This is a genomic window from Stenotrophomonas sp. AR029 (assembly GCF_047520695.2).
In the GTDB taxonomy this organism is placed as follows: Bacteria; Pseudomonadota; Gammaproteobacteria; order Xanthomonadales; family Xanthomonadaceae; genus Stenotrophomonas; species Stenotrophomonas sepilia.
The window spans coordinates 767,829-784,161 of the sequence record NZ_JAXBQQ020000002.1 but is presented as its reverse complement, the minus strand read 5'-3'; the positions used below and the strand labels follow the sequence as shown (position 1 = coordinate 784,161).

The 16,333-nt window shown below is 67.1% G+C and carries 18 protein-coding genes; 11 read left to right on the top strand and 7 right to left on the bottom strand.

Going from position 1 to position 16,333, the window contains the following annotated elements; translation table 11 throughout:
* Window positions 1-13 precede the first annotated feature (13 nt).
* Genes ACM0PB_RS10160 through ACM0PB_RS10150 form a run of 3 tightly spaced genes read left to right on the top strand, consistent with a single transcriptional unit; the run spans window position 14 to window position 3,032 of the window.
* Window positions 14-1,699, top strand: coding sequence for a GMC oxidoreductase (locus ACM0PB_RS10160; RefSeq protein ID WP_065196569.1), 1,686 nt, complete (start codon window positions 14-16; stop codon window positions 1,697-1,699).
* On the top strand, window positions 1,699-2,274 hold the full coding sequence (locus ACM0PB_RS10155; protein WP_005415638.1) for a gluconate 2-dehydrogenase subunit 3 family protein: 576 nt from the start codon (window positions 1,699-1,701) through the stop codon (window positions 2,272-2,274). Before ACM0PB_RS10160 ends, ACM0PB_RS10155 begins: the two co-directional genes overlap by 1 nt.
* The gene (locus ACM0PB_RS10150) at window positions 2,274-3,032 is read left to right on the top strand and encodes a 3-keto-disaccharide hydrolase (RefSeq protein WP_065178152.1); all 759 of its coding nucleotides are present in this window, start codon (window positions 2,274-2,276) and stop codon (window positions 3,030-3,032) included. The genes ACM0PB_RS10155 and ACM0PB_RS10150 overlap by 1 nt, the downstream gene beginning before the upstream one ends.
* A 10-nt stretch (window positions 3,033-3,042) precedes the next feature.
* On the opposite strand, the gene ACM0PB_RS10145 is transcribed toward ACM0PB_RS10150, so the two are convergent.
* From ACM0PB_RS10145 to ACM0PB_RS10125, 5 genes are read right to left on the bottom strand one after another with little or no spacing between them, the layout of a single operon-like run.
* Complete coding sequence (locus tag ACM0PB_RS10145) at window positions 3,043-3,339, bottom strand: c-type cytochrome (protein ID WP_005415640.1); 297 nt, start codon at window positions 3,337-3,339, stop codon at window positions 3,043-3,045.
* 18 nt (window positions 3,340-3,357) lie between these two features.
* Window positions 3,358-4,224: a sugar phosphate isomerase/epimerase family protein gene (locus tag ACM0PB_RS10140; RefSeq protein WP_065178151.1), complete on the bottom strand. Its 867-nt coding sequence runs from the start codon at window positions 4,222-4,224 to the stop codon at window positions 3,358-3,360.
* Window positions 4,225-4,243: 19 nt separating this feature from the next.
* Window positions 4,244-5,368 carry a Gfo/Idh/MocA family protein gene (locus ACM0PB_RS10135; RefSeq protein WP_065186012.1) on the bottom strand — a complete coding sequence of 375 codons (1,125 nt, stop codon included), beginning with the start codon at window positions 5,366-5,368 and terminating at the stop codon, window positions 4,244-4,246.
* A gap of 12 nt (window positions 5,369-5,380) precedes the next feature.
* Complete coding sequence (locus tag ACM0PB_RS10130) at window positions 5,381-6,598, bottom strand: nucleoside permease (protein WP_005415643.1); 1,218 nt, start codon at window positions 6,596-6,598, stop codon at window positions 5,381-5,383.
* Window positions 6,599-6,625: 27 nt separating this feature from the next.
* Window positions 6,626-7,678: a sugar phosphate isomerase/epimerase family protein gene (locus ACM0PB_RS10125; RefSeq protein ID WP_065186011.1), complete on the bottom strand. Its 1,053-nt coding sequence runs from the start codon at window positions 7,676-7,678 to the stop codon at window positions 6,626-6,628.
* 95 nt (window positions 7,679-7,773) lie between these two features.
* Here ACM0PB_RS10125 and ACM0PB_RS10120 point away from each other — a divergent pair, with 95 nt between their 5' ends.
* From ACM0PB_RS10120 to ACM0PB_RS10105, 4 genes are all read left to right on the top strand, one after another.
* Complete coding sequence (locus ACM0PB_RS10120) at window positions 7,774-8,778, top strand: LacI family DNA-binding transcriptional regulator (RefSeq protein WP_065178148.1); 1,005 nt, start codon at window positions 7,774-7,776, stop codon at window positions 8,776-8,778.
* 148 nt (window positions 8,779-8,926) lie between these two features.
* Window positions 8,927-9,979, top strand: a complete 1,053-nt coding sequence (locus ACM0PB_RS10115; protein ID WP_065178147.1) for a sensor domain-containing diguanylate cyclase — start codon at window positions 8,927-8,929, stop codon at window positions 9,977-9,979.
* 116 nt (window positions 9,980-10,095) lie between these two features.
* Window positions 10,096-11,121: an AI-2E family transporter gene (locus ACM0PB_RS10110; RefSeq protein ID WP_053497611.1), complete on the top strand. Its 1,026-nt coding sequence runs from the start codon at window positions 10,096-10,098 to the stop codon at window positions 11,119-11,121.
* A gap of 162 nt (window positions 11,122-11,283) precedes the next feature.
* On the top strand, window positions 11,284-13,026 hold the full coding sequence (locus tag ACM0PB_RS10105; RefSeq protein ID WP_235649507.1) for a GGDEF domain-containing protein: 1,743 nt from the start codon (window positions 11,284-11,286) through the stop codon (window positions 13,024-13,026).
* A gap of 9 nt (window positions 13,027-13,035) precedes the next feature.
* On the opposite strand, the gene ACM0PB_RS10100 is transcribed toward ACM0PB_RS10105, so the two are convergent.
* Both ACM0PB_RS10100 and ACM0PB_RS10095 read right to left on the bottom strand, forming a co-directional pair.
* Window positions 13,036-13,542: a PaaI family thioesterase gene (locus ACM0PB_RS10100; RefSeq protein ID WP_065178145.1), complete on the bottom strand. Its 507-nt coding sequence runs from the start codon at window positions 13,540-13,542 to the stop codon at window positions 13,036-13,038.
* 37 nt (window positions 13,543-13,579) lie between these two features.
* On the bottom strand, window positions 13,580-14,017 hold the full coding sequence (locus tag ACM0PB_RS10095) for a hypothetical protein (protein WP_065178144.1): 438 nt from the start codon (window positions 14,015-14,017) through the stop codon (window positions 13,580-13,582).
* 285 nt (window positions 14,018-14,302) lie between these two features.
* Here ACM0PB_RS10095 and ACM0PB_RS10090 point away from each other — a divergent pair, with 285 nt between their 5' ends.
* From ACM0PB_RS10090 to ACM0PB_RS10075, 4 genes are all read left to right on the top strand, one after another.
* Window positions 14,303-14,734, top strand: a complete 432-nt coding sequence (locus ACM0PB_RS10090; RefSeq protein ID WP_053497616.1) for a pyridoxamine 5'-phosphate oxidase family protein — start codon at window positions 14,303-14,305, stop codon at window positions 14,732-14,734.
* A gap of 94 nt (window positions 14,735-14,828) precedes the next feature.
* A complete protein-coding gene (locus tag ACM0PB_RS10085; RefSeq protein WP_065178143.1) occupies window positions 14,829-15,410 on the top strand; it encodes an NMCC_0638 family (lipo)protein in 582 nt (193 codons plus the stop codon).
* Window positions 15,411-15,614: 204 nt separating this feature from the next.
* On the top strand, window positions 15,615-16,082 hold the full coding sequence (locus tag ACM0PB_RS10080; protein ID WP_032954010.1) for a DUF2975 domain-containing protein: 468 nt from the start codon (window positions 15,615-15,617) through the stop codon (window positions 16,080-16,082).
* Window positions 16,082-16,306, top strand: coding sequence for a helix-turn-helix domain-containing protein (locus ACM0PB_RS10075; protein ID WP_005415654.1), 225 nt, complete (start codon window positions 16,082-16,084; stop codon window positions 16,304-16,306). Before ACM0PB_RS10080 ends, ACM0PB_RS10075 begins: the two co-directional genes overlap by 1 nt.
* The last annotated feature ends 27 nt before the right edge of the window (window positions 16,307-16,333 follow it).

Genomic DNA, 16,333 nt, shown 5'->3' with positions numbered 1-16,333 from the left:
AGGTGAGAAACCCATGGCAGATAATCACTACGACGCCATTGTTGTTGGCTCGGGAATCAGTGGCGGTTGGGCGGCGAAGGAGCTGACCGAAAAGGGCCTGAAGGTCCTGATGCTGGAACGTGGCCGTAACATCGAGCACGTCAAGGACTACGTCAACGCGATGAAGGAGGCGTGGGACTTCCCGCACCGCAATCGGCCAACGCAGGCGATGAAGGCCGCTTTTCCGGTGCTGATGCGCGACTACGGCCTCGCCGAGAACCTGGAAGGAATGTGGGCCAACGAGCAGGACTCACCCTACATCGAAACCAAGCGTTTCGACTGGTTCCGTGGCTACCACGTGGGTGGGCGCTCGCTGATGTGGGGCCGGCAGAGCTATCGGTTTTCCGACCTGGACTTCGAAGCCAACCTCAAGGATGGCATTGCCACCGACTGGCCGATCCGCTATGCCGACATCGCGCCGTGGTACGACCATGTGGAAAAGTTCGCCGGCATCGCCGGCACGCGCGAGGGACTGGACGTGCTGCCGGATGGTGAGTTCCTGCCGCCGATCCCGTTGAACATCGTCGAGAAGGACGTGGCCGCGCGGATCAAGAAGGCCTTTGGTGGCACGCGGCACATGATCCACTCGCGCACTGCCAACATCACCCAGCCGATGCCCGAGCAGGGGCGCGTGAACTGCCAGTATCGCAACAAGTGCATTCTGGGCTGTCCCTTTGGTGCCTACTTCTCCACCCAGTCGGCGACGCTGCCGGCGGCGATGAAGACCGGCAACCTGACCCTGCGGCCGTTCTCGATCGTCAAGGAAGTGCTCTACGACAAGGATCGCAAGCGCGCGCGTGGCGTGGAGGTGATCGACGCCGAGACCGGGCAGACCTATCAGTACACGGCCAAGGTCATCTTCCTCAACGCATCGTCCTTCAACTCGACCTGGCTGCTGATGAACTCGGCCACCGATGTCTGGGAGGGGGGGCTGGGTTCTTCGTCGGGCGAGCTGGGGCACAACGTGATGGACCATCATTTCGGTGCGGGCGCCTCGGGCCGGGTCGAGGGCTACGAAGACAAGTACTACTTCGGCCGCCGTCCGTGCGGCTTCTACATTCCGCGGTTCCGCAATGTCGCCGCCGACAAGCGTGGCTACCTGCGCGGATTCGGCTACCAGGGCGGTGCCAGCCGCACCGGCTGGTCGCGCGAGATCGCCGAGCTGAACATCGGTGCCGACCTGAAGGAGGCGCTGACCGTGCCGGGTGACTGGCGCATCGGCATGACCGGGTTCGGTGAAATGCTGCCGCACCACGACAATACGATCCGCCTGGACCGCGACCGCAAGGACAAGTGGGGGCTGCCGGTGCTGGCGATGGACGTTGCCATGCGTGCCAACGAACTGGCGATGCGCAAGGACATGGCCGCTGACGCCGCCGAGATGCTGGAGGCGGCCGGGGTCAAGGACGTGAAGATGCACGACAACGACTACGCCCCGGGCAAGGGCATCCATGAGATGGGGACTGCGCGTATGGGACGTGACCGGAAGAGCTCGGTGTTGAACGCGCACAACCAGGTGTGGGATGCGCCCAATGTGTACGTCACCGACGGTGCCTGCATGACCTCCAGCGCCTGCGTGAATCCGTCGCTGACCTACATGGCGCTGACCGCGCGCGCGGCCGACCACGCGGTACGCGAACTGAAAGCGGGGAACCTGTGATGGATCGCCGCGAACTGCTGAAGATGATCGTCGCCGCCACCGGTGCGGCGATGGTTGGCCTGCCAGCGCTGGTACATGGCAAAGCACCAGCGGCCGGGATGATGGCCGCGTTCTCCGATGCCGAAATCGGCACGCTGGACGAGATTGCCGAAACCATCCTGCCGCGGACCCGGACACCCGGGGCGAAGGACGCGGGCGCCGGTGCGTTCATGGCGACGTTCGTCAGCGACTGCTACACCGCCAGGCAGCAGGCGGTGTTCCGCGCCGGGCTGGCGGACATCGACAAGCGCGCCGGTGGCCGCTTCGTGTCGCTCACGCCGGAGGCGCGCACCGGGTTGCTGCGTACACTGGATGCCGAAGCCAAGGCGCGCAACGCAGACGTGACCGAGACCGGAACGCCCGAAGAGGGCGAAGCCATGCCGCATTACTTCACGATGATCAAGCAGCTGGCCATCTTCGGCTTCTTCACCTCCAAGGTCGGTGCGACCGGGGTGCTGCAGTACGTCGCCGTGCCGGGGCGCTACGACGGTGACCTCGCCTATGTCCCCGGCACACCTGCCTGGGGGACCAGCTGATGGACACCAACCTGATGATCCGCCCTGCGTTGATCACCGCCGGCCTGCTGGCCGCTGCATCTGCGTTCGCACAGGATAATGCCGACGCTGTGCGTGACCCGAAGAAGACGGAAGTGTGGACCCCTGTGCCCGCGACCGTGGCAACGCCACCTGGCAAGGCACCGTCCGATGCGATCGTGCTGTTCGATGGCAAGGATGTCTCCGCGTGGGAGGCGGAGCAGGGTGGCCGCGTGCCCTGGGAGGTGGCCGATGGCGCCATGACGGTTGTTCCGGGCAGCAAGGGCATCCGCACCCGGCAACGCTTCTGCGATGTCCAGCTGCATGTCGAGTGGCGCACGCCCACCGAAACGAAGGGCTTCGACGGCCAGAACCGGGGCAACAGCGGGATCTTCCTGCAGGAACTGTATGAACTGCAGGTGCTCGACAGTTACCACAACCCGACCTATGCCAATGGCCAGGCGGGTTCCATCTACAAGCAGGCCATGCCACGGGTGAACGCCTCGCGCGCACCGGGCCAGTGGCAGGTCTACGACATCATCTGGAAGGCCCCGCGCTTCTCGCCGGGCGGCGGCCTGACGTCGCCCGCACGGATCACCGTGCTGCACAACGGCGTGCTGGTACAGGACGACACCGTGCTGGCGGGCAGGACCGAATACATCGGTGCGCCTTCGTACGCACCGCATGGGTGCGCGCCGCTGTATCTGCAGGAACATGACTCCAAGGTCAGCTACCGCAACATCTGGGTGCGCGAGCTGTAGCGCTCACCGGCTACTTCGCCAGGTAGCTGGCGATGTCATCGATCTCCTGCTGTGACAGCTGCGGGAAGGGTGGCATCAGGCCGCCGCCCTTCCTGATCCTGTCCTTGACCTGGGCGGGCTGCAGCCGCTTGCCGACATCGGTGAGCGCCGGGAACGTCGGTGGTACACCGGTGCGTTCAGCACCGTGGCAGGCAGTGCAGTGCTGGGCGTAGAGTTTCGCACCCGCGGCCGGGTCGTCCTTGGCCCACGCTGCCGTCGCAACGTTCATGCCGCCCAGAGCCACGGCCACTGCCAGGATCATTTTCATGTGGGGCTCCTTGATGCGTCAGCGGTCGGCGCGGGTGGGCGGGTTGGTAGTCAGGTGTTCACGCAGGTAGTCCGCGCCGGCCTGGATGACCTTGGCGGGGTCGCGTGGCTGGTCGTGTTCGACGATGTACCACTGCACGCCAGCGTTGGCGGCGGCTGGCAGGATCGCGTTCCAGTCCAGCACGCCCTGGCCGACCGCAGCGAATCCACCTTCGTCTTCGGCCTGGCCCTTGGGCGCATTGTCCTTGGCGTGTACCGCAAATACGTGGCCGCGGAACTTGCCAAGCATCACGGCCGGGTCCAGGCCCGCGCGCGCGACCCAGGCCAGGTCCAGTTCGGTCTGCAGCTCGGGGCCGGCGGCGTCGAACAGCAGCTCCAGTCCGGTTCTGCCATTGAAGTCGACCAGCTCGAAGTCGTGGTTGTGGTAGGCCAGCTGCATCCCCCTGCCGCGCACCTGCCTGGCAATCCGGCCCAGCTCCCGTCCCAATGCGGTCCAGCCGGCGGCATCGCGCGGGCGGTCCTTCTGGTCCAGGTAGGGCACCACCAGCGTGCTGTTGCCAATCGAGCGGTTGAAGGCCACCACGGCATCCAGGTTGTCGCGCAGCTCGGCCAGCTGAACGTGCGACGAAACCGCTTTGATCGAGTAACGGTCCAGCAACTGTTTCAGTTCCGCAGCGCTTGCATTCTGCGTACCGACGGTTTCCACCGCACGCACGCCCGCGTCGTGGACGATCTTCAGCTGTTGGTCAAGCGGGCCGGCGTTGCGCAGCGTGTACATCTGCACGGCGATGGGCTTCTGCGCACCGGCTGTGTTCCCTGCGAAGGCGGGCAGGACTGCGAGCAGCAGCAGGACGAGGGTTGCAGTTCTACGGACAGGGATGTTCATCAACAGATCCTCCCGGGATTCAACCGATGGTGGTCCAGGTGCGTGACCTGGCCGATGCAATGACACGATCAACGATCCGCGCCGAGCGCAGGCCGTCTTCGAAGGTGGGCAGGCCCTGCGGCCGCTCGCCTTCAATGGCGCGATAGGTATCGGCCACGAACGCTTCGAAGCACTGCCCGTAGCCCTGCGCGTGCCCCGCTGGCAGCGGCGACAACCGGCGTTGTTCGGCGCTGCCGGCGCCCGGGCCGCGCACGAAGATTTCCTCGCGCTGTTCGGGCAGGCCGATCCACAGCCGCTCGGCATCCTCCTGGTTGAACGCCACGCTGGCGTTGGCGCCGTCGATCTCGAACCAGAGCCGGTTGTGGCGTCCGGCCGAGACCTGGCTGACCGTCAATGACGCCAGCGTGCCCGCGCCGGTCCTGAACATCGCTGCGGCCACGTCCTCGCTCTCGACCGCTTGCTTTGCGCCGTCTGTCGCCGGCGTGCTGAAGCTCTGGGAGGTGGTTGCGCTGCGTTCGGCGATCACCGTGGCAAACGCCGCGTTCACTTCGGCGAAGCACTCGCCGCTGACCCATTCAACCAGGTCGCACCAATGCGACCCGATGTCAGCGAACACGCGCGATGTACCACCCAGTGCCGGGTCAACCCGCCAGTTGTTGCTGGCCGGGTCCAGCAGCCAGTCCTGCAGGTAGCTGCCATGGATCAGGTGCAGTGGCCCCAGATCGCCCTGCGCGATGCGTGCACGTGCCTCGCGGACCACCGGGTGGTAGCGGTAGACGAAGGGGACGGTGGCGATCAATCCGGTCGAGGCGGCCAGCGCCGCCAGCGCCTGCGCATCGTCCAGCGTCGTCGCCAACGGTTTCTCGCAGATCACGTGCTTGCCGGCTTCCAGTGCGGCCTGCGCCATCGTGCGGTGCAGATGATTGGGCGTGCAGATGTGCACGACCTGTACCTGGGGATCAGCGACGACGTCCTCGATATCGCGATAGGCGCGCGGGACATTCCACGCGTGCGCCACCTCGCGCGCGCGCTGCGGCGACGAGGCGGCCACGCCGCGCACCTCGGCGCCAGCCAGCAGTGCCGCGCGGCGATGCACCGCACCGATCATGCCGGTACCAATGATGGCGATTCCAAGCGGGGGCATCGGCTGGTCTCCTCAGGGGGTGGACGACGCGGCCGCAGCTACCGGGCGGTCGCGGAACAGCAGCAGGAAGGCGATCAACACCACCAGTGCGACGCCGGCCGGGAACAACCAGATCTGCTGCCAGTCCGGGCCCGCTGCAGTGGTGAAGTGCTCCACTACCGCGCCGGACAGGAAGGTGCCGATCAGCATGCCCACGCCATAGGTGGCCAGGGTGATGAAGCCCTGCGCGCTGCTGCGCGCGGCGGGGCCGGCGTGGGCATCGGTGTAGATCTGGCCGGTGACGAAGAAGAAGTCGTAGCAGATGCCATGCAGTACGATGCCGATCACAAGCAGGGAGAAGCCACTGCCCGCATCGCCGAAGGCGAACAGCGCGTAGCGCACGACCCAGGCCGCCATGCCGACCGCCAGCATGGTCTTCACCCCCAGCCGCACGAACAGGAACGGCATGGCCAGCATCAGCAGCACTTCGGAGACCTGGCCCAGCGACTGCAGTCCGGCGGCGCCGTGCACACCGAGGTCGTTGAGATACGGATTGGTGAAGTTGTAGTAGAACGACAGCGGGATGCAGATGGCGATGGAAGCCAGGAAGAACACCAGGTAGGCGCGCGACTTCAGCAACCGCAATGAATCCAGCCCCAGGATCTGTCCCAGCCCGGCATCGCGCTGCTGCGCCAGCGGCGGCGTGTGCGGCAGGGTGAACGCATACAGGCCCAGCACCAGCGATGCCAATGCGGCCATGCGGAAGGTCAGTTCAAGCCGGTGCGCCTGTTCCCAGCCCAGCCAGCCGATCAGCACCCCGGCGATGATCCAGCCGATGCTGCCGGCCACGCGTACCAGCGGGAACTGCTTCTCCGGCGATTGCATGTGCCGCATGGCGACGCTGTTGGCCAGTGCCAGCGTCGGCATGAACAGCAGCATGTAGCCCATCACGCAGGCGGAGAACATGCTGAAGCTGGTGGCGGTGGACGCCAGCCACATCAGCACCGCGCCTGCCAGGTGCAGTATCGCCAGGATGCGCTGCGCCGCGAAGTAGCGGTCTGCGATCAGGCCGACCAGGAACGGCGCCACGATGGCGCCGATGGACTGGCTGAGGAACGCCGTTGCCACCTGGCTTGCGCTGGCCTGCAGCGGGCCCTGTACCAGGTAGGTACCCAGGGTGACGAACCACGCCCCCCAGATGAAGAACTGCAGAAACATCATCGCGCCCAGGCGCGACATGGCGTGCGTCATGGCTTGCCCTCCCGGGGCGGTCGTGGCTCAGATTCCCAGCATGCGGCGCAGTGATCCAGCGTCCGTGTCGCTCCCGGCAAAGTCGTCGAAGGCGCGTTCGGTCACATGGATGATGTGATCGCGGATGAAGGCGGCACCCTCGCGCGCGCCGTCCTCCGGGTGTTTCAGGCAGCACTCCCATTCCAGCACCGCCCAGCCGGGGAAGTCGTACTGGGCGAACTTCGAGAAGATCGCCTTGAAGTCGATCTGGCCGTCACCGGGTGAGCGGAACCGGCCCGGACGATCGATCCAGTCCTGGTAGCCGCCATACACGCCGCTGCGCGCGCTGGGGCGATACTCCGCGTCCTTGACGTGGAAGATGCCGATGCGGGCGTGGTAGCGGTCGATGAAGCCGAGGTAGTCCATCTGCTGTAGCAGCAGGTGGCTGGGGTCGTACAGGATCTTCGCGCGGGGATGATGGTCGACCTCATCGAGGAAGCGCTCGAAGGTCGCGCCGTCGTGCAGGTCCTCGCCGGGATGGAGTTCGAAGCACAGGTCCACGCCGCAGGCGTCGAACACATCCAGGATCGGGCGCCAGCGACGGCCCAGTTCGGCGAAGGCTTCTTCCACCAGGCCCGGCGGGCGCTGCGGCCACGGATAGAAGTAGGGCCAGGCCAGCGCACCGGAGAAGGTGGCGTGCGCGGTCAGCCCCAGGCGCTGGCTGGCCTGCGCGGCGAGCCGCAGCTGCTCCACGGCCCAGGCCTGGCGCGCGGGCGGGTTGCCGCGCACGTCGGCGGGTGCGAATCCGTCGAACAGGCTGTCGTAGGCGGGATGGACCGCGACCAGCTGCCCCTGCAGGTGGGTCGACAGTTCGGTGATCTGCAGGCCGTGCCCGGCCAGCATGCCGGCAACATCGTCGCAGTACGCCTGGCTGCGTGCCGCCGCGGCCAGATCGAACAGGTAGGGCGCGGAGGTGGGAACTTGTACGCCAGAATAGCCCAGACCCGCGGCCCATCCGGCCAGCGTGTCCAGCCGATCAAAAGGAGCTGTGTCGCCGATGAACTGCGCCAGGAACAGCGCTGGACCCTTGAGCGTCTTCAACGTGATTCGCCCTCGATGCAATCGATTGCATTATCCTAGCAGGGGCGCACGCAGGACCTGTTGTGCACTGCACAGCGGACAGGAGAACTAACGCCATGGCCACCATCTACGACATCGCCAGGCACGTCGGCGTCTCCGCAGGCACGGTGTCACGGGCGCTTTCCCGGCCGGACAAGGTGCTGCCGGCTACCCGTGCGCGCATCGAGCAGGCCGCCGTCGCATTGGGCTATGTGCCCAACACGGTGGCCCGCACGCTCAAGACCCAGCGCAGCGGCAAGATCCTGGTCACCGTCCCGGACATCGCCAATCCGTTCTTCGCACAGATCCTGCAGGGTGCGGAGGAGGCCGCGCAGGCGGTCGGCTACGCGGTTCTGCTGGGCGATACCCAGCATCAACCCGATCGTGAGGAGCGCTACGCGCAGATGCTCCGGCGCAACGAGGCAGACGGCATGATCGTGCTGGGCCATCGCCTGCCACCGACCGCGCGCGAGATCGTCGAGCAGCGCGGCGCAGCTGCGCCGGTGGTCAATGGATGCGAGTTCGACCCCGCACTGGGCATCCCCAGCGTCCATATCGACAACGCGGCCGCCGCACGCGCGGTGATGGAGCACCTGTACGGCCTGGGGCACGAACGGATCGCCGTGGTCGGCGGGCCACCTGACAACCCCCTGCACCAGCAGCGGCTGGAAGGGGTCCGGGCCGCCGGCAAGGCGCGGGGTCGCCTGCGCCAGCTGAGCATCGTGCCCGGGGACTTTTCCGTTGAGTCCGGGCATGCGGCGGTGATGGCGCTGCTGGACGGCACGCCCGTGCCGACCGCGGTGTTCTGCTTCAGCGACCAGATGGCACTGGGGGCACTGGCGGCCTGTCGCGACCGGGGCATCCGCGTTCCGGAAGCGCTCTCCATCGTCGGCTTCGACGACCTGGCCTCGTCGCGTTACCTCACCCCGCCGCTGACGACCATCCAGCAGCCGATGCGTGAAATCGGCGAGCGCGCGGTCAACCTGCTGCTCGCCATCATTGAACAGGTCGATGTACCGCTTCAGCAGACGCTGGAGTTCAGCTTCATGCTGCGCGGTTCGACAGCGGCGCCTCGGCGGTAGCGGAGGCGAGGCAGGGCAGCCGGAGCGGGGCGGCCGGCCCGCGCGTCGTCCCGCGACCTTGATCCCGAATTGACGCAAAGCTGTCAGACTCATCGCAGGCAGCCCGGCAAGGGCCGTAGCAGCGGGTGCGATCGCGCAGGGGGGGGCAATGCCATTCTTTACCGATTCGGCGGAAGGCGCGGTCGAAGGCATTGGCGCGGCACGTCGCATCGGCTGGATGCGTTTCGTCGGCAATGGGCTGGGGGCGATCCCCATCGCTTCGATCATCCTCGAGCGCCACGATGGGCCGCTGGCATGGGTCCTGCTGCTGCTCAACGCGCTGGCGTGGCCTGCGCTGGCATTGAAGCTGACCCAGCGCTCCGGCCAGCCCGCGCTCGTCCAGTTCCGCTGCATGGTGGCCGACTCCTTGTTCGGCGGTGGCTGGATCGCCTTCATGGCATTGAGCGCGGTGCCCAGTGCACTGTTCGCCGCACTGCTGGTGGCCGACAAGATCGCTGCCGGTGGCGTTCGCCTGGCGATGCGCGCCACGCTGGCCCTGCTGGTGGGCTTTGCGCTCACCTGGTGGGCGCTCGGCTTCCCTTACCAGCCGGTCACCTCGCAGCGCACGATCATGCTGAGTGTCCCGTTCCTGTTCGTGTATGGCATCGGCCTGAGCATTCTCAGCTGGCAGCTGGCGCGCCGGGTCAAATCGCAGAACCGCCAGCTGCAGCGTCTCAGCCGGATGGACCCGCTGGTCGAGCTGGCCAACCGCGGTTTCCTGATCCTGCGTGCGCAGCAGGCGCTGGACCGGGCACAGGGCCAGGGCGGCTTTGCCTGCCTGCTGATGCTCGATGTGGACGACTTCAAGCGCATCAATGACTCGCACGGCCACCGCGCCGGTGACGAGGTGCTGCGGCATATCGCGGCGACATTGCGCACCGTTGCCCGCCCGGGTGATACGCCCGCGCGGCTGGGGGGCGATGAGTTCGTCGTGCTGCTGCGCGACTGCGCGCCCGTCGATGCAATGCAGGTGGCCGAGCGGGTGCGCCTGCACCTGCTCGAGGCCGCGCGGCAGGCCACGCCGGGGGTGGAATTCAGCGTCAGTATCGGCATTGCGGCCACGCCGCGTGGCGGCAGTGTCGAGGACTGGTTGGCACTGGCCGACCGCGCGCTGTACCACGCCAAGCGCCAGGGCAAGAACACCGCCAGCTACGGCGAGTGAGCGCGCGTGGGGACGGCACGGCTGCCGCCGAACGCGGATGAAATGCCCATTCATCCTGCACGCGGAATCAGCACGCCAATCCTCTACCATGGGCCACCCCGCCCGGACGCGCTCCCATGCAAGACGCTCTCGTTGCCCAGCCCAAGCCCCCCATCCCAAGGATCGCGGCATGGCTGATGATGCTGCTGGGCATGTGGCTGGCGCTGAAACTGGGCTTGGTGGTCACCCTGCTGTCCGGCCTGCTGGTGTTCCAGCTGACCCACCTGCTGGCCTCCACCGTGGAAGGCAGGCTGCCGCCGGGACGCGCACGGGCGATCGCAGTGATCGTGCTGTCGGCGATCATCATCAGCGCGCTGGTGCTGGCCGGGATCGGCGTGGCCTCGTTCTTCCGCAACGAGACCGGTGGCCCGGACGCTTTGCTGGCGCGCCTGATGGAGATCCTCAACACCTCGCGGCACCAGGTGCCGGCGCTGCTGCAACCCTACATTCCCGAAGACATGCCAGCGCTGCGCGCGGCGCTGAACGACTGGGCCGCCGAGCATCAGCGCCAGCTGGGCGTGGCCGGTACCTCGGTGGTCCAGGTGGGTGTGCGCGTACTGATCGGCATGGTGCTGGGTGCGATGATCGCACTGTATGACGAACTGCCGCTGCCGAAGATGGGTCCGCTGGCGCAGGAGCTGGTCGGGCGCACCAGCCGCCTGGCCACCGCGTTCCGTCAGGTGGTGTTCGCGCAGGTGAAGATCTCGCTGCTCAACACCGTGTTCACCGCGATCTTCCTGCTGGGCGTGCTGCCGTTGTTCGGCGTGCACCTGCCGCTGTCCAAGACCCTGGTGCTGATCACCTTCCTGGCCGGCCTGCTGCCGGTGGTGGGCAACATCATCTCCAACACGATCATCACCATCGTCGCACTGTCGGTCTCGTTCTATGTGGCGGTGGCGGCGCTGCTGTACCTGATCGTGATCCACAAGCTGGAGTACTTCCTCAACGCGCGCATTGTGGGTGGCGAAATCCAGGCGCGGGCCTGGGAGCTGCTGCTGGCCATGCTGGTGATGGAGGCGGCCTTCGGCCTGCCGGGCCTGGTCGCCGCGCCGGTGTTCTATGCCTACGTGAAGCGCGAACTGGTCGACCAGCGCTGGATCTGACGCGGCGGGGCATGACGTATTTGTCCCGATTCGAGCGTCCGCGCGGCCTTGTCGGTGCGTTCGCGGCGCGCACGGTGTACCCACGGCCACGGTTGGCCCGTCAGCGGCTTGGCGCCTGTGCCGGCGGCCGCTACAGTGTTCCGCACGACAGGGGAAATGTGCATGGCCCGCAAGGCGTCGCCCATCGGATTGCGGACCTGGGTCTGGATCCTGGCCGGGCTGTTCGTAGTCTGTACGCTGCCGCTGATGGCCATCGCACTGGTGCAGGGCACGCTGCGCTTCACCGCCGCCGAGGACAACCTGGTCAGCCTGCGCCGGCTGCAGCAGACCTTCGACCTGGCCAACCAGGTGTCGGCCGAGCGCGGCCCCGCCAACAGCCTGCTGGGAGCCAATACGGCCGATGCGGCCGAACAGGCCCGGCTGACCGCGCAGCTGGCGTTTGCGCGCAAGCGGGTCGACACCGCCCTGCTGCAACTGGACACCGTGTTCAAGGCCGATCCCGGCGTGGTCGGCGAACATGGGCTGTTGGCCGACGTGCAACGTCGCCTGCAGTCGGCGCGGGCCGCAGTGGACCAGGTGGCGGCACAGTCGCACGACGCGCGCCGGGTGGAAGACGTGGAGCGCGCGATCAGCAGCATGTTCGCCGTGGTCGATCGCCTGCACGTGTTGACCTCGACGCAGATCGGCGTGCTGGTCAGTGCCGACCGCGAAGCGGCGATCCCGGCAATGCAGGGCCAGGTGCTGATCGACCTGCGCGAGCATGGTGGCCGCCTGGCCTCGAACGTGATGGCGCCGGTCGCGGTGCCGGGGGCCTGGCGTGACGAACAGGTGCGGGCTGCATTGCAGACCGAAGGCCGCCTGCTGGAGCTGTGGCGGCTGGCAGGCAGCCATGAAGCGGTGTTCCGCAGTGATCCGGCGCTGTCCTGGCATTGGGATATGGCGCGCCGCCAGTTCTTCGGCGAATCGCTGCCAATGATCGAACAGCTGATCGAGGATGGCCGGCGTGGCGTGCCGCCGCCGTGGACCGCCGCCGAGTTCACCACGCGCTACGTGCCGACCCTGCAGTCGCTGGAGGCGCTGCGCGACGGTTACCTGAGCGTGTCCATCGCCCGCTTCGAGCGCACCCGTAACCGCGAAGCGACGCGCCTGGTGGTGCTGGTGGCGACGGTGCTGGGCACGCTGGTGGTGCTTGGCGTGGCGCTGCGCATTGCTCACCTGCAGATCCTGCGGCCACTGCTGCAGGCGCAGAAGCAGGTCATCCAGATCGCCTCGGAAGCGCCCGGCCCGGAGCAGCATGTGACCCACCCGCTGGCCGAGATGCAGCGCCTGTTCGATGCCATTGAAGTGCTGCGCGAGAAGTCGCGCGAGCGCTCGGCGTTGACCAGCGAGCTGCGCCAGTTGGCCGGCACCGATGAGCTGACCGGGTTGTTGAACCGGCGCGCGCTGGAAGAAAGGGTACAGCAGCGGCATGCCGACGGCGGCAACAGTGCGGTGGTGATCCTGCTGGATGTCGATCGCTTCAAGGCCATCAACGACGGCCATGGGCATGATGCGGGCGACCAGGTGCTGGTGCAGGTGGCGCAGCTGCTGCAGCGCCACCTGCGCCGCAGCGACAGCATCGCCCGCTACGGTGGCGAGGAGTTCCTGGTGCTGCTGGCCGACGGCGACCTGGCCGGCGGACGCCAATTGGCCGAGTCGCTGCGCATGGCACTGCGGCAGCTGGACATCGCACTGGCCGGTGGCAACGTGCTGCGGGTCACCGCCAGCTTCGGCGTGGCCGCGGGTGGCACCGATGCGCTGGGCTGGCGCACCCTGTTGCGTGCCGCCGATGCGGCCATGTACCAGGCCAAGGCACAGGGGCGCGACCGCGTGCGCGTGGCCGGTGGCGGCCGCAAGGCACGTTGACGGCACCCATCAGCCGATCCGCGCATGCACGCGGCGCAGCGTGCGCGCGATCATCCGGCGCGCGATGGGACGCGGCACCGAGAGCCCACGCCAGCGCAGTGCACCCACCCGGAACGTGGCGCTGGCGGTGGCCAGCACCTTGCCGGCCGGGTCGGTCAGCCAGCCGCGGGTGAAGGCGATGCTGCCCTTGCTGTGCTCGACCTCGCCCCACCCGATGATCCGCCCGGGCCGCGCCGGGCTGACGAAACTGGTCTTGGATTCCACCGTGACCGCGATGCGGTTGGCGGGCAGGGTGGCGTAGATCGCCGGCCCCATGCAGTCGTCCAGCATCGCTGACAGGAAACCGCCCTGCACATTGCCCATTGGGTTGGTGAGCACGGCGCCGGCTTCGAATTCGACCTGGATGCGGCGCAATGCATCGTCGTAGCCAACGAAGCGCCAGCCGAGCAGGGTGCCGGCCTGGGAGGGGGGCAGATCACCGTTGACCACGCTGTAGAAGATCGATTCGGGATTCATTGTGGGGCCTCGTGGGGGGAGGGGAGAGAAAGGGGACTCACTGCGGTAGCGACAACAGGGCCAGCACGAATCCGATGACCGACAGCAGCACCACCGCGGCGCCAGCGGGCACCGGTGTACGTGCGCCGGTACGCCGCCGCACACCGGAGGCGACCAGCACCGGCGGCAGCGTGGCGACCAGGCAGAACAGCTGGAACGCCAGCAGCTGCGGCAGTGCGAAGTGACCGCCGAAGAAGATCAGGCAGGCCAGCATCACGCCGGCACCGGCCAGTGCGATCCACCCGGCGCCGACCACGCGGATGAGCGCCATCAGCAGCACCTGCATGCGCGGTTCGATCTCCGCCCACGGCACGCCCACGGCTTGCCCGTGGTAGGGCATGAAGTCGGAGCGCTTCAGATAGGCTGCAGCAAACAGCGAGACAATGAAGAACGCCAACAGGTAGCAGCCGAACGCGAGCCAGGCGAACAGATCCATGTGGAGGCCATGCGGTTGCGAAGGAGTCGCCGCGCGGATGCCGGCTGCCACGCCGGTCGTGCCACGGGGTTGCGCGATTCTCCGGCAGCCCCCTGTTAGCCGGCTGTGGTGCTTCGCAGGGGCGTTCCTCCATCTGCTTTTAACGTGGGTATGGTGGTGTGGAGTGCGTCACGCACGGACCATGCGCCGTATCTCGTTTCCCGTGAAGAGGCCGCAAGTGCTCCTCCACTTTCCGGTCACCGCTCTGCGCAGACGCTGGGCGTCCCTCCGATCAAGGACCACGCCGTGACCCAGCTCACCCTCCCAGAACTTGCCAAGAAAATGGCCGGCATCGATTTCACGATGCTGCAGACCCACGCCGGTGGAGAAATTGCCGGTCGCCCCATGAGCAACAACGGTGACGTGGACTATGACGGTGACAGCTGGTTCTTCACCATGGAAGACACCGACATGGTGCGCGAGATCGAGGCTGACCCTGCCGTCGCACTGGGTTTCTCCGGCAGCAAGTCGCTGCTGGGCAAGCCGCCGCTGTTCGTGCACGTGCAGGGAAGGGCAGCGCTGGTGCGCGATCGGGCCACGATGCGCGAGCACTGGGTGAAGGACCTGGAGCGGTGGTTCGAACAGGGAGTGGATACACCAGGACTGGTACTGATCCATGTGCGCGCCAGCCGCATCCACTACTGGGATGGCGAGGACGAGGGCGAAATCACAGCCTGATCCCGGTGCGGGGAGGCCGGCGGCAACGCGGCCGTTGCACGCCACGCCCGGGCTTTGCCATCCTCCCCGCTGCGTTCCGTACATTGGAGTTCCAATGCGCCCTGCCTCCTGGCTGATCCTGGCCCTGCTGCCTGCCCTGGTGGCGGCGCAGCCTGCGCGTGCACCCAAGGCCAGCGCACAGGCGCAGGACCCTTTCAGTGAGTTGTTCGATACCGCTTGCATGCAGCACATCGGCGCGCCAGCGCGGTTGCAGTCGTTGATGGAATCCAACGGGCTGTCACCGCTGCAGCCTGCCGAGGCGGCAACGTTGCTGCAGGGGCAGTCGGGCGTGGCCTGGATGGTGCCGCTGGCCAGCGGCCGCTATGCAGTCAGCTGGGCTGACGATGGCACGTGCACGGTCTACGCCGAAAAGGCCGACGCGGCGGTCGTGCAGAAGGGCTTTGCCCGGTTGGTGCAGGCGGCGCCGACGCCGTTGCAGGCGCGCTCGCTGCCAGGCCGTGGGCCGTTGTCGGCGGACCAGGTGGCGATCCAGTACGGCTGGGCCACGCCCGGGCAGGCCAAGCTGCAGGTGCGTTTCCGGCTGGTCACGCGGCAGGCCGCCGAGGCCGGCGTGCAGGCGATGGCCTCGGTGACGCCGGGCGAAGCGATGCTGGAACAGGCTGCACCCAGTCGGTAACGCTGGCCCCGCGCCGCGCAGGCTGCCCATGCCCGCGATTCAGCCTTTCACGCTGGTTGTGATATATCGTTTATCGATAAATACACCCCGGGGCGGCGAGGCCGCCCCAATGCCGGAGGCCGCTTGACCGCTCGTCCCGCCCGCGCCAGATCCGCGCGAGGCTTGTTCACCCTGGCCCAGGCCGCCGTCCAGGCCGTCCGGGCGATGTGCTGGCTGGGCATCCTGGCCGCACTGCTGGCCGTGCCGCTGGTCGCGCACGACCGTCGCTGGCTGCTCGACAGCGTCCACGATGCCGCTGCCGCTGCTGCGCACGGCAACGCCCTGTTCCTGCACTTCTGCCTGGGGCTGGCTGTGATCGTCGCGCTGCTGGTGCTGTGCCTGCTGTTCCTGCGCCATCTGCTGCGGCTGCTGAAATCGGCGGCGCGCGAAAGGCCGTTCACCCACGCCAATGCGCAGCGACTGCAACGCATGGCGTGGCTGATGCTGGCGATGGAGCTGCTGTCGATCCTGATCGGCGCCTACGCGGCCTGGATGGGCCCGGACTTCAGCTGGATGGAGGTGGGCGGCGGCATGTCGATCACCGGGCTGGTGGCGGTGCTGATGCTGTTCGTGCTGGCACGCGTCTTCGCCGTGGGCGCGGCGATGCGCGATGACCTCGACGGTGTCATCTGATGGCAATCGTCATCACCCTGGACCGCGTGCTGCAGGAACGGGGCATGACCCTGTCCGAGCTGGCCGGTCGCATCGACATCACCCTGGCGAACCTGTCGATCCTGAAGACCGGCAAGGCGCGCGCCATCCGCTTTTCCACGCTGGATGCGATCTGCCGGGAGCTGCAATGCACGCCTGGCGACCTGCTCGGGTACGACCCGGCGCGGGCGCAGGAAGCAGACTGAGTGTTTCTTCTTCTCCCTTGCCCACTG

Coding starts and splice junctions, on each gene's coding strand:
- ACM0PB_RS10080 (WP_032954010.1), top strand. CDS start 15,615: ATGTGCTGGCTGGGCATCCTGGCCGCACTGCTGGCCGTGCCGCTGGTC.
- ACM0PB_RS10155 (WP_005415638.1), top strand. CDS start 1,699: ATGGATCGCCGCGAACTGCTGAAGATGATCGTCGCCGCCACCGGTGCG.
- ACM0PB_RS10135 (WP_065186012.1), bottom strand. CDS start 5,368: ATGCCCCCGCTTGGAATCGCCATCATTGGTACCGGCATGATCGGTGCG.
- ACM0PB_RS10145 (WP_005415640.1), bottom strand. CDS start 3,339: ATGAAAATGATCCTGGCAGTGGCCGTGGCTCTGGGCGGCATGAACGTT.
- ACM0PB_RS10105 (WP_235649507.1), top strand. CDS start 11,284: ATGGCCCGCAAGGCGTCGCCCATCGGATTGCGGACCTGGGTCTGGATC.
- ACM0PB_RS10100 (WP_065178145.1), bottom strand. CDS start 13,542: ATGAATCCCGAATCGATCTTCTACAGCGTGGTCAACGGTGATCTGCCC.
- ACM0PB_RS10115 (WP_065178147.1), top strand. CDS start 8,927: ATGCCATTCTTTACCGATTCGGCGGAAGGCGCGGTCGAAGGCATTGGC.
- ACM0PB_RS10075 (WP_005415654.1), top strand. CDS start 16,082: ATGGCAATCGTCATCACCCTGGACCGCGTGCTGCAGGAACGGGGCATG.
- ACM0PB_RS10095 (WP_065178144.1), bottom strand. CDS start 14,017: ATGGATCTGTTCGCCTGGCTCGCGTTCGGCTGCTACCTGTTGGCGTTC.
- ACM0PB_RS10085 (WP_065178143.1), top strand. CDS start 14,829: ATGCGCCCTGCCTCCTGGCTGATCCTGGCCCTGCTGCCTGCCCTGGTG.
- ACM0PB_RS10120 (WP_065178148.1), top strand. CDS start 7,774: ATGGCCACCATCTACGACATCGCCAGGCACGTCGGCGTCTCCGCAGGC.
- ACM0PB_RS10160 (WP_065196569.1), top strand. CDS start 14: ATGGCAGATAATCACTACGACGCCATTGTTGTTGGCTCGGGAATCAGT.
- ACM0PB_RS10140 (WP_065178151.1), bottom strand. CDS start 4,224: ATGAACATCCCTGTCCGTAGAACTGCAACCCTCGTCCTGCTGCTGCTC.
- ACM0PB_RS10150 (WP_065178152.1), top strand. CDS start 2,274: ATGGACACCAACCTGATGATCCGCCCTGCGTTGATCACCGCCGGCCTG.
- ACM0PB_RS10110 (WP_053497611.1), top strand. CDS start 10,096: ATGCAAGACGCTCTCGTTGCCCAGCCCAAGCCCCCCATCCCAAGGATC.
- ACM0PB_RS10130 (WP_005415643.1), bottom strand. CDS start 6,598: ATGACGCACGCCATGTCGCGCCTGGGCGCGATGATGTTTCTGCAGTTC.